The sequence below is a fragment of the Niallia laureatilytica genome (assembly GCF_046613985.1).
Lineage (GTDB): Bacteria > Bacillota > Bacilli > Bacillales > Cytobacillaceae > Niallia.
The window spans coordinates 33,523-46,312 of sequence record NZ_JBKKHP010000013.1; the positions used below are offsets into that span (position 1 = coordinate 33,523).

General features: G+C 39.2%; 13 protein-coding genes. 9 read left to right on the forward strand and 4 right to left on the reverse strand.

Annotated elements, in window-relative coordinates:
* Nucleotides 1–34: 34 nt before the first annotated feature.
* A complete protein-coding gene (locus tag ACLIJJ_RS22960) occupies nucleotides 35–1,927 on the reverse strand; it encodes a terpene cyclase/mutase family protein (protein WP_396953817.1) in 1,893 nt (630 codons plus the stop codon).
* 148 nt (nucleotides 1,928–2,075) lie between these two features.
* On the opposite strand from ACLIJJ_RS22960, the gene ACLIJJ_RS22965 reads away from it, so the two are divergent.
* A complete protein-coding gene (locus ACLIJJ_RS22965) occupies nucleotides 2,076–2,957 on the forward strand; it encodes an SMP-30/gluconolactonase/LRE family protein (protein ID WP_237940555.1) in 882 nt (293 codons plus the stop codon).
* Between the two features lie 34 nt (nucleotides 2,958–2,991).
* Here the strand turns inward: ACLIJJ_RS22965 and ACLIJJ_RS22970 are convergent, their stop codons facing one another.
* The gene (locus ACLIJJ_RS22970) at nucleotides 2,992–4,455 is read right to left on the reverse strand and encodes a SulP family inorganic anion transporter (protein WP_251646672.1); all 1,464 of its coding nucleotides are present in this window, start codon (nucleotides 4,453–4,455) and stop codon (nucleotides 2,992–2,994) included.
* A 152-nt stretch (nucleotides 4,456–4,607) separates the two neighbouring features.
* Here ACLIJJ_RS22970 and ACLIJJ_RS22975 point away from each other — a divergent pair, with 152 nt between their 5' ends.
* From ACLIJJ_RS22975 to ACLIJJ_RS22985, 3 genes are all read left to right on the forward strand, one after another.
* Nucleotides 4,608–5,147, forward strand: coding sequence for a recombinase family protein (locus ACLIJJ_RS22975; protein ID WP_411229954.1), 540 nt, complete (start codon nucleotides 4,608–4,610; stop codon nucleotides 5,145–5,147).
* Between the two features lie 22 nt (nucleotides 5,148–5,169).
* Nucleotides 5,170–5,706 carry a GrpB family protein gene (locus tag ACLIJJ_RS22980; protein WP_233316841.1) on the forward strand — a complete coding sequence of 179 codons (537 nt, stop codon included), beginning with the start codon at nucleotides 5,170–5,172 and terminating at the stop codon, nucleotides 5,704–5,706.
* Nucleotides 5,707–5,817: 111 nt separating this feature from the next.
* On the forward strand, nucleotides 5,818–6,843 hold the full coding sequence (locus tag ACLIJJ_RS22985; RefSeq protein WP_233316842.1) for a DUF3231 family protein: 1,026 nt from the start codon (nucleotides 5,818–5,820) through the stop codon (nucleotides 6,841–6,843).
* Nucleotides 6,844–6,888: 45 nt separating this feature from the next.
* Here ACLIJJ_RS22985 and ACLIJJ_RS22990 read toward each other — a convergent pair whose 3' ends face one another.
* Entirely contained in the window at nucleotides 6,889–7,626 is a 738-nt protein-coding gene (locus ACLIJJ_RS22990) for a MurR/RpiR family transcriptional regulator (protein WP_237942198.1), read from the reverse strand.
* Nucleotides 7,627–7,853: 227 nt separating this feature from the next.
* On the opposite strand from ACLIJJ_RS22990, the gene ACLIJJ_RS22995 reads away from it, so the two are divergent.
* The 3 genes from ACLIJJ_RS22995 to ACLIJJ_RS23005 all read left to right on the forward strand — a co-directional run bounded on the left by ACLIJJ_RS22995 (nucleotide 7,854) and on the right by ACLIJJ_RS23005 (nucleotide 9,874).
* Nucleotides 7,854–8,153, forward strand: coding sequence for a PTS sugar transporter subunit IIB (locus ACLIJJ_RS22995; protein ID WP_233316843.1), 300 nt, complete (start codon nucleotides 7,854–7,856; stop codon nucleotides 8,151–8,153).
* A gap of 130 nt (nucleotides 8,154–8,283) precedes the next feature.
* Nucleotides 8,284–9,624 carry a PTS sugar transporter subunit IIC gene (locus tag ACLIJJ_RS23000; RefSeq protein WP_233316844.1) on the forward strand — a complete coding sequence of 447 codons (1,341 nt, stop codon included), beginning with the start codon at nucleotides 8,284–8,286 and terminating at the stop codon, nucleotides 9,622–9,624.
* On the forward strand, nucleotides 9,593–9,874 hold the full coding sequence (locus ACLIJJ_RS23005) for a hypothetical protein (RefSeq protein WP_341074579.1): 282 nt from the start codon (nucleotides 9,593–9,595) through the stop codon (nucleotides 9,872–9,874). Before ACLIJJ_RS23000 ends, ACLIJJ_RS23005 begins: the two co-directional genes overlap by 32 nt.
* A gap of 102 nt (nucleotides 9,875–9,976) precedes the next feature.
* On the opposite strand, the gene ACLIJJ_RS23010 is transcribed toward ACLIJJ_RS23005, so the two are convergent.
* Complete coding sequence (locus ACLIJJ_RS23010; protein ID WP_233316846.1) at nucleotides 9,977–10,447, reverse strand: Lrp/AsnC family transcriptional regulator; 471 nt, start codon at nucleotides 10,445–10,447, stop codon at nucleotides 9,977–9,979.
* A gap of 198 nt (nucleotides 10,448–10,645) precedes the next feature.
* Here ACLIJJ_RS23010 and ACLIJJ_RS23015 point away from each other — a divergent pair, with 198 nt between their 5' ends.
* Both ACLIJJ_RS23015 and trhO read left to right on the forward strand, forming a co-directional pair.
* Nucleotides 10,646–11,584, forward strand: coding sequence for a DMT family transporter (locus tag ACLIJJ_RS23015; RefSeq protein WP_411411759.1), 939 nt, complete (start codon nucleotides 10,646–10,648; stop codon nucleotides 11,582–11,584).
* Between the two features lie 202 nt (nucleotides 11,585–11,786).
* Nucleotides 11,787–12,767, forward strand: coding sequence for an oxygen-dependent tRNA uridine(34) hydroxylase TrhO (gene trhO / locus ACLIJJ_RS23020; RefSeq protein ID WP_233316848.1), 981 nt, complete (start codon nucleotides 11,787–11,789; stop codon nucleotides 12,765–12,767).
* The last annotated feature ends 23 nt before the right edge of the window (nucleotides 12,768–12,790 follow it).

The window sequence follows — 12,790 nt, forward strand, 5'->3', positions numbered from 1 at the left end:
TAATTGATTCTTGATATTTTAGTATATGAGCGGTTTAGGATTTAGTTGCTTGCAAGTAATGAGAAATGGCTAGCAGGGGGAAGATTTTGCTGTAGCTATAATAATCAATATAGAATTGCCCAGGCAAACCTATACCTGTAGGGTAGGTGAGGCTGCGTTCATCCTTCATGCCCTTTAAGAGAAATTCTATCCCTTTTGTTACAGCCTTGCTTTTCCACTCTCCTGCAGCAATTAACGCGTCAAGTGCCCATGCTGTCTGGGAATCTGTACTAAAGGGAAGAGGGATATAATGGCGCTTTTCGCAGCTATGACAAGATTCACCCCAACCTCCATCCTCTCTTTGAATAGTTTTCAGCCATTTGATGCCTTTCTTTATGCTCTGGTCGCTTGCTGCTGTTCCGGTTGCCCTTAAACCAGTGATAGCAGCCCATGTTCCATATATATAACAGACACCCCAGCGGCCATACCAAGAACCATCTTTTTCTTGATTGTCTATTAGCCATCGCGCAGCTGACTTAATATGAGGGTGTTTCTGTTGAAGTTTGGCAAAACGACCTAAATATTCAAGTACTCTGCCCGTCAAATCTGGTGTAGACGGGTCAACAGCAGCGTCCTTTGCATTCTCAATAGGAACATGCTGAAGAATCTCCCAATCAGTGTTTTTTTCAAATGCACCCCAGCCTCCATCGCTGTTTTGCATGGAAAGGAGATAGTTAGTTCCGCGCTGCCAAGAGCTATGAACGTTCGTATTTAGAAGAGCTGTTCTAGTTAAAGCTCGCAAAGCGGCCGATGTATCGTCATTGTCTGGATTGTTTGTATTAATATCTGAAAAGCCCCAGCCTCCAGGCGTTGTATCTGGATTATGGACTTTCCAGTCTCCCGCTGCTGTATGCTGTTTTTTAAGGAGATAGTTAATAGACTTCCTAATAACAGGACTGTCAGGCAAGCAGCCTGCTTCTTGGAGACTGTAGCTTGTTAATGCTGTGTCCCAGACGGTGCTTGTTGAGTTTTCCAAGTGGGCGTTTTCTCCTTTTTTGTCAATCAGGGAGGATAATCCTGATATTGCCTTTTTAATAACCGGCGAATCCTTGCGATAGCCAATGGAAAGCAGGCCGTAAATCATAAAAAAAGTTGCACTTGCATAGCTGTAAAGTGTACCATCCTCTTCAAGCCGATCAAGTATATATTTTTCCGCATAATAATATCCGAGCTGATGGAGGTAAGCAGGCCATCTTCCAATTTGTTTTATTTCTTTCCAAACAAATGACAGTGGTGATCTTTCAGCCTCCAAATGAGCAATCGGGTTGAACATTTCCTCGCTTCTTCCGTACAGGTCGCTTAAATCAGGCTTGTTTTTAGTGTGGACGGCAAATTTTTTATTGGATGCAAGCAGCATAGGGATGAAATGAATGCGAGCATAGGCACTGAACTGAAAGAAATTAACAGGCTGGTAGGAAGGCAAAAGTAAAAAGGTCATTGGAACATAAACCATTCGGGACCATGGATACAGTCCGTTGGCAGAGAGCATCCATCTAATCATAAAATGGGCTTTGGAAATCCCTCCGTTTTGAACAATAAAGGACTTTGCCTTTATCATATTGTCGTCTGTCTGCTTAGCGTAACCAGAGTATAAAAGGGCCGTATACGCAATGATTGTCGCAGATAAATGCCCATTCGGTGCATCTATGTATGCTTTCCAATAGCCTTCTTTATGCTGGGAATTTTTTAAGGATGTGGCAAGAAGCTTAATATTATCTTCCTCCGTACTAATTTCCAACGCTCTGCATGTAATGATAAAGAAAGCATCTGTCATTAAACTGCCTTGAAAGCGAAAGCGGAAAGACCCGTCGCTATGCTGTAGCTTTACAAACTCATCAATTCTGTGTTTTTTTTCGTTTTCAATATCTGCTATTTTCAAGTTAATCACCTCAAATCTTGATTATCTATACATAAGGTATGCATCTCATCCCCAGTATCGTGAATACAAAGGCAAAAAGAATAGATGAAAGCAGTTTCTAGACAAAGGAATCGAGGTATAGGAAAAGAAAATACGAAGTTAGAAAGTAGGGAATTGTATGGTACATCATTTAAAGCTTGCAGTAGATGCAAATGCTGCCTTAGGAGAGGGACCGTTTTGGGATCACAAGGAAAATGTGCTTTATTGGGTTGATATTAATAACAAAAAAATCTGCATGTATAATCCAGCTGACAATGAAAATAAGGAATTAGAGCTTCCTGAGAAGGTCAGTGCTGTCATTCCGGTGAACAGCGGAAAGGGAGCAATAGCTGCTTTGGAAAATGGCTTTCATTATGTCGATCTTACAAACGGTGAGATTCAACCGATTTTTGATCCAGAAGAGCATTTGTCTAATAACAGGTTTAATGATGGAAAATGTGACGCACAAGGTCGATTTTGGGCAGGTACGATGAGCACAAAGGACGAGATGGAGCAAGGCGCGTTATATTGTTTGGATAAGGATGGCACGATTACAAAAAAGCTTGATAAGTTAAGCACATCTAATGGATTGGCTTGGTCATTGGATAACAAGTACCTATACTTGATTGATACCCCTGTGCAAAAGGTATACCGATTCGATTATGAAGTTCATTCAGGCAATATTGACAATAGCGTGGCTATTATTGATTTTTCAAATGAAGAAGGGTTTCCTGATGGTATGACAATAGATGAAGAGGGGATGCTGTGGATTGCTCATTGGGGTGGCGCGCGTGTATCAAGGTGGAATCCTCATAGTGGCGAAAAAATAGATGAAATTAAAGTGCCAGCCCAAAACGTTACCTCCTGTGTATTTGGAGGAGAAGAATTAAATGAGCTTTATATTACAACAGCGCAAGAAGGAATGACTTCAGAGGAGTTGGAAAAATACCCGCTGTCAGGGGCACTTTTCACATGCAAAATGGACATAAAAGGTCTGCCTGGTAATTATTACGGCGGATAATGAAAAAGATTCATGGCAATTGCCATGAATCTTTTTAATGACCTGAAGGATTAGCATCAGGGTTTTGGAAAATGGCCAGCTTATCGACGAGTTTCTTACTGGCCGAATCAAGGCCGCTAATGCTGACTGTATTATTATTTTCTTTAAATTTAAGGACTACTTTATCAATTGCTCCTACAGCAGAATCATCCCAAACACGAGCTGAAGAGAAATCAATGGAAATTTGCTTGTTCTGCTCAGATGTATCGAATGCTGCAATAAAGCTGTCAACAGAAGCAAAAAATAATTGTCCTTGCACAAAATATTTATACTCATTTTCTGTTTGCTCTTTGTTTATTTTCAGATGAGATATTTTTGCAGCAAAGAACACCGCGCTCAAGATAACACCTGCAATTACTCCTTTTGACAAGTCATGTGTTGCAACGACTATAACTACTGTAACAACCATAACAATTGCGTCTGTTCGAGGAGCTCTTACTACATATTTAAAGGAAGACCAGTCAAATGTACCGATGCAGACCATAATCATAATGCCAACAAGTACAGGCATTGGTATTTGGACAACTAGATCTCCCAGCACAATAATCAAGAACATTAAAAATGCACCAGCAACAAAGGTCGAAAGTCTGCCCCTGCCTCCTGATCTTACGTTGATTCCAGACTGTCCAATCATAGCGCAGCCAGCCATACCGCCAAAAAAGCCAGTGATAAAATTGGCAATTCCTTGTCCTCTAGCTTCTCTGTTCTTATCGCTGTCTGTATCTGTTGCATCATCTAGAATGCTTGCAGTAAGAAGTGATTCTAGTAAACCTACAATCGCCATAGCGATACTGAATGGAAAAATAATAGCTAAAGTTTCAAATGAAAATGGTACATCCGGAATCAAGAAGGACGGCAAGGTTTGCGTAATATTTCCTAAATCGCCAACTGTTTCAACATGAATATGACCAAAAATTGCTACTGCTGTCAAAACGATGATTGCAATTAACGGTGCCGGCACTGCCTTGACATATCGAGGCAATATATAAACGATTAATAATGTTATGCCGACAAAAAGATAAGTCATATTAGAGATCCCAATAAAATGAGGAACTTGTGCCATAAAAATTAGGATGGCAAGGGAATTAACAAATCCAATCATAACCGCTCTCGGAATGAATTTCATCAGCTTAGCAATTTTAAATACTCCAAAAAGCACCTGAAATACTCCTGTCAAAATAGTTGCTGCAAAGAGGTACTGCAGACCGTAATCCCTTACTAGCGGTCCCATCAGCAATGCCATTGCCCCTGTTGCTGCGGAAATCATCGCAGGTCTACCGCCTGCAAAGGAGATGATGATTGCAATACAGAAGGAAGCATACAACCCTACCATCGGGTCGACTCCTGCAATAATCGAGAAAGCGATTGCCTCAGGAATAAGGGCCAACGCAACGACGATGCCTGAAAGAATATCAGCTCGTACATTGAAGAACCACTCTCGTTTTATTTTTTCTATCAAAATGTTCACCTCAATTTTTTATCGCAGTTGTTCAATAAGGAGAAGTGTAACAGAATTATTCCCAAAAGGGAATATATATTGGGAAGTTTTTTACAAAACTCATTTTCCTATCTATAATGGTTAGTAGCAGAAATGACAAGGGAGCGAAAAAGATGATAATAGGTTATATGAGGCCATCTCAGGAAGATGAAGATTGTCAGCAGCAGGAGCAAATGCTTAAGGACATCTGCGGTAGTATAGTCCGGGAGGAGCATTCATCTGCTAAAAAAAGAGCGGTGCTTACTCAGATGCTGGAGCAAATAAATGAAGGGGACAAGATTGTTGTATCCAGATTATTTACGCTAGCTGATTCTAGCAGGCATCTATTTGAGCTGCTGGAAATACTAGAACAAAAAGGTGTCTACCTGCAAGCAATATATGAGGAAATTGACACAGAAGAAAAGAAGGAATACTCCCTAAGGAAAATGGTCGGCTATTTAGTGGAATTTCAAAATGAAATTATCAGTGAACGGACAAAAAAAGGAATGGAATATGCAAAACAAAAAGGCATCTCCACAGGACGGCCAAGAAAAGCAGATGAAAATGTAAAAAAGGCCATCAAAATGTATCAAAGCAAAAAATATAGTCTAAAGGAAATAAAAGAATCTACAGGCATAAGTAAATCAACTCTATACCGCTATCTAGAAAATTAGTGCGAAGAAGGGAGCTTGATGTATGAGGAAAGTGGAAGTGTGCCCATACAGCAATGAGTGGCGTGTTTTATTTGAAACAGAGAAAAAACTTCTTCAGCATATATTTGAAGCAGAGTTGCTGGAAATCCACCATATAGGGAGCACAAGCATACGAGGTATGAAGGCTAAACCAATCATTGACATTATGCCCATTGTAATAAATATACATAATATTGACAGCTATAATGGGAAAATGATTGAAATCGGCTATGAAGCAAAGGGAGAAAACGGAATTTCTGGCAGGCGATATTTTCAAAAAGGCGGCGATGAAAGGACACATCATGTTCATATTTATGAAGCTGGCAGTCCAGAGATTTTCCGTCATCTAGCATTTAGGGATTTTTTGCGTGCTAACAAGGAGGAAGCCGAGAAGTACGGTGATTTAAAAGAAAAACTCTCCCAAAAATATCCTGCTGATATACAGGCATATATAAACGGCAAACATGATGCTGCAGCATCTTTGGAACAAAAGGCTTTAAAATGGGCAAACCTCAGAAAATCAAACCTCCATTTCCAGTAACAATTTTATTCGTTAGGCACAAATTCCTCACAAGTATTTATCTGACAATTGCTGATAAAAACAAATAAAAAGGAGAATATAAGGAATATCAACATTCGTGGGAGGATCATCATGCCAGAACAGAATATTGAGCTTACTTCAACAGAGATTGCTTCGTTATGGACTTCTTATATGAATAACACCATGTCCAAGTGTGTGCTTAGCCATATGAGTAACTCCATAACCGATCAAACGATTGCAGATGCGATAGACAAAGCACTTGTTATCTCTGTCAAGGAGGTAGAGAAGCTTGAACAAATCTTTCAGGAAGAAAATTTTGCACAGCCGTATGGGTTTACAGACAAAGATGTGAATTTAGCAGCTCCTGCTTTGTTTACGGACACTTTCTCCCTTCAATATATTAATCATATGGCAAAAGCAGGTATGCTTGCATACAGCGGATTCACTGCAATGAGTTTTCGGGAAGATATCATCCAGCACTTTACAACAACCTTAAGCGAAACTGCCAAGCTTTATAACCAAACGAATAATGCATTAAAGGAAAAAGGGATGCTGGTTCGCTCACCTTACATAATCCCGCCTTCAGAAAATGATTATATTGACAGTAACAGCTACTTAAGCGGTTTGAATCTTTTTCATAAAAAACGCCCTTTGAATGCCATTGAGATTTCACATTTGTTTCTGAATACCCAAACGAATAATATCGGTTATAAAATCAGCCTTGCATTCGGACAAACATCTAATGACAAAGATGTTCAGGATTATATGATGCGAGGAAAGGATATCTCGCAAAAACATGTGAAAATCTTTGCTGATACGTTAATTGAGGGGAATATACAGAGTCCAATGTCTTCCGATATTGGGATTACGGAGTCAACAAACAAGACATTTTCTGATAAGTTAATGATGTTTCATATGTCTCTACTAAGTGCTTCTGGAATCGGTAACTATGCAGCAGCAGCTGGCGCCAGCCAAAGGAGCGATCTTGCCGTTAATTATGAGCGGCTTTCCTTTGAAATAGCACAGTATGCAAAAGCAGGAGCTAATATCATGATTAAAAACGCTTGGCTGGAGCAGCCTCCAGCAACAGCTGATCGTGAAAACCTCATTAAAAACAAAAAATCAGAACAGAGATGAAGGATAGAAGACAGAGCTATACAAAAAGCTCTGTCTTTTATCATATTAAGGCGCAGGTTTCTTTAAATTTTTTTGAATAATGTGAGCGCTTTCTTCCAATATGTACATAACCGGCATCTGGGATGTAATATTCGAATCCCCGAGAAATACTTCTGTCACATAATAGGCAATATTTATATCTGATATCCTGGCAAGCTGGCAGTTTTTACTATTAGTAATACTGACAATATTGGAACCTTCTACTTTCAGTTGATTTGCCAAGTTAAGAGTGAAGTCAGTTTCCCCAGAAACGGAAAGAATAATGGATGTACTGTTTTTTAAATCCTTGCTGTTTATTGGATAAAATGGATCTTTAATAAAGGAGGAGAATTTTCCAAGACTGGAAAAATACCTTGCACCATATTCGGCTAAAATGCCTGAACTTCCTGTACCTACAAAAATAATCTTATCAGTCCGCAACACGAGTTCTGCCATTTTTTGAATATCGGACTCAAGATTTCCTTTTAGCGTTCGTTCTAAAAACTCGGAGAGATAGTATTGAGTAGATTTCAGATTTTCTTGTTCATTTCTGTCCAAATATAGCTTGAGCTTTACTTTAAATTCTGAGAAGCCATCACAGTTAAGCTTCCTGCAGAAACGCAAGATGCTGGAAGTGGATACATGGGTTTGATCGGACAGCTCTCTAATCCGCATATAAATGACTTTATCGCTGTTTTTCGTAATGAAGTTATAAAGAATCATTTCCAATTCATTGAATGTTTGGACCATTTCTTTTGTAAACAGGTTAATCTCCTCCTAATAGGATCTGTTTTTATTCCAGCAATGATTTCAATCCACAATATAAATATAAAACAACATGTGCCATAATTGAAACAATTTCCACAAATTGAAACAAAAATCTAAGTATCTAAATTATATTGATTAATAAATGAAAGCGTATACAATACAATTTAAGGAGGAGTTAACAAAACCTAGATAGGTTAAAGAAAAAATATCTGGAGGGGTTCATAATGAAAAAACTGTTATTAGTTTGTGCAGCAGGGATGTCTACAAGTCTCTTAGTCAATAAAATGAAGGATGCAGCAGAGGAAAAAGGGGTAAGTATCGAGATATTTGCATTGCCTGTTTCAGAATGCCAAAGCGTAGCAGATCAGGTTGATGTGGTGCTGCTTGGCCCGCAGGTAAGATACCAGAAACCGCAGGTGGAATCCATTATCGCAGGCAGAGTTCCCGTCGAGGTAATTGACATGCGAGCATATGGAACGATGAATGGGAAAGCCGTTTTAGAAAGAGCACTTGAGCTGCTGTAATCAGCAGCTTACAAAGAGAAAAAGATCAGGCAAGACCTCCTGTACAGCATGAATTTACACCCATTGCCTAATCAAACAAATTCTTCATCTAAAGGGTGGAAGAATTATATATTAATAGGGGGAGTAACTTATGGGTTTTATGGCTAATTTTGAAAAATTTGCTGAGAAGGCTTTGGTGCCAGTTGCCTCTAAACTGAACTCACAGCGACATATTGTAGCAATTCGCGATGCATTCATTTTATCATTTCCGATTACGTTAGCTGGTTCACTTATCGTTTTGCTCAATTTCGCTGTATTGGCGCCAGATGGGTTTATTGCAAAAATACTGTTTCTTCACAAGCTGTTCCCTGGCTTAGCAGATTTACAAGCAGTCTTTTCCCCTGTCCTAAATGGATCGACGAATATTCTTTCTATGTTTATCGTCTTTCTAGTGGCAAGGAATATGGCAATTTCGCTTAAAGCAGATGAACTGCTGAGCGGCTTGACGGCATTATCTACATTCTTTATTATTTATCCGCCATATACGGCTGTTGAAGGAACTAACTTCCTGACTACACAGTGGGTAGGGGCCCAAGGTCTTTTCGTTGCCATTATAGTTGGTTTGATTGTCGGTGAGTTTTTCAGTGTGCTTTCCAAGTCAAAGAAATTGCAGATTAATATGCCAGCATCTGTCCCGCCTGCTGTTGCCAGGTCCTTTAAGGTGCTGTTCCCGATCATTATTATTACTGTAGTGTTCGCAGTTGGGAACGCTATTATCAATGCATTTTATCCGAAAGGCCTGCATGAGTTCATTTATGCAGTAATTCAAACACCGCTAAAGCATTTGGGCACTAATATTTTCTCACTTGTTATTTTGGCAATTGTCTCTAACCTTTTATGGGTATTTGGGATTCATGGTCCAAACACGATTGCTGCTATTCGTGAGGCTATGTTTGCAGAAGCAGGTCTAGAGAACTTGAACTATGTGGCAGAACATGGTTCGGCATGGGGAGCACCATATCCTGTTACTTGGGCAATAAATGATGCCTTTGCTAACTATGGTGGTTCAGGGATGACATTAGGTTTATTGATTGCGATATTTATCGTCGCTAAACGGAAGGATTACCGAGATATCGGCAAGCTATCGATTGCTCCAGGATTATTCAATATTAATGAACCTGTCATTTTCGGTTTACCGGTCGTGTTAAACCCGATTTTGATTTTGCCATTCATATTGGTTCCTGCCGTGAACATTATCATAGGCTATGCTGCTATTGTGACTGGCTTAATTCCGCCAATTGCGTACTCTGTGCCATGGACGACTCCAGGTCCGCTGATCGCATTCTTAGGCACAGGAGGAAACTGGCTTGCATTAGTTATCGGCTTTGTTTGCCTGGCTGTCTCAACACTTATTTATATTCCATTTGTAATGGCAGCAAACAAAGCAGCTGCTGATAACAATGTCTCTAGCGATTCGGAGAAGTCCGCGTAAGAAAATGAACGAATATACAATTGAGTTCTACTGTGGGCAGATTAAATTTATAAAGGATTTTTTTGAGGGCTACCAAGACAGCAGGGTGTCCACATATGTGGAGCAATCAAGCAGAATAAAGGCTGACGTCAAGGTGCATACATTGCTGCCAATCCATGAAACAAAGAAGCATTTAGAGAATGTTTTTAAGCAGTCCAAATATGGATGCGCCCTCCATTTTACAGTTAAGGCAATAGATGAACCCTTTTAATAAATAAGCAAAGAAACCTCTATTTATAATAGAGGTTTCTTTTTTTATAACAATATTTGCTTCATTAAACAACTAAAGGCACAGAGTGTCTCTGAAGCTTTATCAAATCGGCAGGACCGTAGAGGATTTTATTTCTCTTAGGGCAAGGCTGGTATTTATTTTGGAGATGCCAAGTTTATTCAGCTTCTTGATAAAGCTCTCTAATCCACCTGTATCTTTATTGGCAACCTTCAACAAATAGTCGTACTCTCCTGTTAAACAATGACATTCCAATATTTCCTCCATACTGCTTAACACACCTTCAAGCTCTGCAATAGCTTCCTCTTGGTGGATATTAGTCGAAATGAAAATATAGCATAACAAATCAAACCCTAATTTTTTATGATTCAAGATTGCCACATGCCTCTCGATAAATCCCTCCTTTTCAAGGCGCTTAATGCGGGCATGTGTGGCTGGAGGAGATAAATTAACGAGTTTAGCAAGCTCGGCGTTGGAAATAGCGGCGTTTTTTTGCAATAAATCTAATAAAGTAATATCAACCGAATCGAGCACTTTATGAACAATGGATTCCATAAATGTAACCTGCCTTTCTTTTATTCTGATTCTGCTGTAAAAATCAGTACACTTCTTTATAAAATTCGGTAAAATCGCAAAATAAATATGAAAGTTTTGTATTTATTGCATTATACAGAATTTTATATCGTTTTAAAAGGTACGGTGATACGATATTAACAAGAAATTTCTAACTTTGTGCTTGAAGGAGTTGTTTGTATGCCGTATGTGTTTCTGTTGATCACAAGCTTTTTATTTGGAGGGAATTTTGTTTTAGGCAAATTTCTTGTTGGGCATGCTTCGCCTGCAACACTGACAAGCTTAAGGTGGGCGCTTGCTGTTATCTGTCTGTTGCCGATTATTTGGAAACGAGAACAAAGATTGATTCCGCCAAAAGCTGCATTGCTGCCTTTATTCCTTATGGGTCTGACAGGAGTAGCTGCTTTTAATCTATTGCAATTTCAAGCATTAGAATATACTTCAGCCAGCAATGTAGGTTTAATCTCAACATTAAATACAATATCCATTGCGCTGTTTTCCTTTCTTTTATTGAAGGAAAAAATCAATAGCTGGCAAATGGCTGCCATGCTTTTGTCCTTCTCTGGAGTTCTTGTTGTACTAACAGAGGGTTCTTTAAGTCAGTTATTAGATTTACGCTTTAACAAAGGAGATTTATATATGATGGGAGCGGTATGCATTTGGGGGCTTTACTCTGTGTGCAGCAGGTGGGCAATGCAAAAATCATCACCGCTGATGGCCACCTTTTTTTCTGGAGCAATCGGTGTTGTTCTGCTCTTGCCATTTAATGCAGCTGATTTTTCAATCACAGAATTCAATGTTTCCTTCATGGTATCCATCCTTTATACCGGTGTTGTTTCAACAGTCATTTGTATGGTGCTTTGGAATATCGGCGTACAAAAACTCGGTGCTACAGAAGCAGGGCTGTTCCTTAATTTCAACCCAATCTTTACGGCTGTGCTGGCGTCTGTATTTTTGCATGAAAAATGGAGCTGGATGCAGGTTATAGGAAGCCTTGTCGTTATCCTGGGCTGTATTCTTTTTACGAAGCTTAAAAAGCCTCCACAGCTTCCTTTAAAAAAGAGTGCGATAGTAATTAATGAAGAGAAATCGACAAATTTCGTCCATGGAAAAAAGTAGCCCTTTCTATTTTAGTTGAAATTTACTATAATAATAAGTACACATAAGCAAGAGGGGATTTCATAATTGAAGTCTCCTTTTGTTTGTTCTAAAATTCTTCATAGTGGATTTAGCAAGTGAGCAATGAGTTTTTACTGTTTTCACTTTTATTGTATAGTTAAATATATGTTAATAAATTTGTATAGAACAGGATGTTGAAATAATGAGCGAAAAACCATATAGAGTACTTCTTTACTATAAATATGCAACTATTGAGAACCCAGAAGAATTCACTAGCGAACATTTAGCTTTTTGTAAGGAGCTAGGTTTGTTGGGACGTATTCTTGTATCATCAGAAGGAATTAATGGTACGGTATCTGGTACAGTTGAACAGACTGATAAGTATATCGAGGCAATGAGAAAAGACCCTCGTTTTGCAGACACTGTCTTTAAAATAGACGAAGAAGAGGGACATGCTTTCAAGAAAATGCATGTGCGTCATAAAAAAGAATTGGTAAACTTAAGTCTTGAAGATGATGTTAATCCGTTGGAGTTAACTGGAAACCATCTAAAACCAGCTGAGTGGCTGGAACAAATGCAGGATCCTAATGCCGTAATTATTGATGCCCGCAATGACTATGAGTTTGACTTAGGTCATTTCAGAGGAGCAATTAAACCTGAAATTGAAACATTCCGGGAATTACCTCAATGGATTCAAGACAACCGTGAAATGCTAGAAGGAAAGAAAATCCTGACTTATTGCACAGGCGGCGTGCGTTGTGAGAAATTCTCAGGCTGGCTTAAGCGCGAAGGCTTTGATGATGTATCACAGCTTGACGGTGGTATCGTAACATACGGTAAAGATCCAGAGGTGCAAGGTAAGCTTTGGGATGGCCAATGCTATGTATTCGACCAACGAATTAGTGTTCCAGTTAACAGAGTCGAGAATGTAGTAGTAGGTAAAGACTACTTTACTGGTGAACCATGTGAGCGTTATGTGAACTGTGCAAACCCAGAATGCAACAGAAAAATTCTTTGCTCACCTGAAAATGAAGAGAAGTTCATGAAGAGCTGCAGTCATGAGTGCCGTACACATTCAAGAAACCTTTATGTAAAAGCACATGACCTTACACCAGAACAAGTGGAAGCAAGAGTGAAAGAAATTGCTGAGTGGGAAGCAAACCATGCTGGCAATTTAGCTTAATGAAAAGAGGATGTCTTAAGGAC

Coding starts and splice junctions, on each gene's coding strand:
- ACLIJJ_RS22965 (WP_237940555.1), top strand. CDS start 2,076: ATGGTACATCATTTAAAGCTTGCAGTAGATGCAAATGCTGCCTTAGGA.
- ACLIJJ_RS22975 (WP_411229954.1), top strand. CDS start 4,608: ATGATAATAGGTTATATGAGGCCATCTCAGGAAGATGAAGATTGTCAG.
- ACLIJJ_RS22980 (WP_233316841.1), top strand. CDS start 5,170: ATGAGGAAAGTGGAAGTGTGCCCATACAGCAATGAGTGGCGTGTTTTA.
- ACLIJJ_RS22985 (WP_233316842.1), top strand. CDS start 5,818: ATGCCAGAACAGAATATTGAGCTTACTTCAACAGAGATTGCTTCGTTA.
- ACLIJJ_RS22995 (WP_233316843.1), top strand. CDS start 7,854: ATGAAAAAACTGTTATTAGTTTGTGCAGCAGGGATGTCTACAAGTCTC.
- ACLIJJ_RS23000 (WP_233316844.1), top strand. CDS start 8,284: ATGGGTTTTATGGCTAATTTTGAAAAATTTGCTGAGAAGGCTTTGGTG.
- ACLIJJ_RS23005 (WP_341074579.1), top strand. CDS start 9,593: ATGTCTCTAGCGATTCGGAGAAGTCCGCGTAAGAAAATGAACGAATAT.
- ACLIJJ_RS23010 (WP_233316846.1), bottom strand. CDS start 10,447: ATGGAATCCATTGTTCATAAAGTGCTCGATTCGGTTGATATTACTTTA.
- ACLIJJ_RS23015 (WP_411411759.1), top strand. CDS start 10,646: ATGCCGTATGTGTTTCTGTTGATCACAAGCTTTTTATTTGGAGGGAAT.
- trhO (WP_233316848.1), top strand. CDS start 11,787: ATGAGCGAAAAACCATATAGAGTACTTCTTTACTATAAATATGCAACT.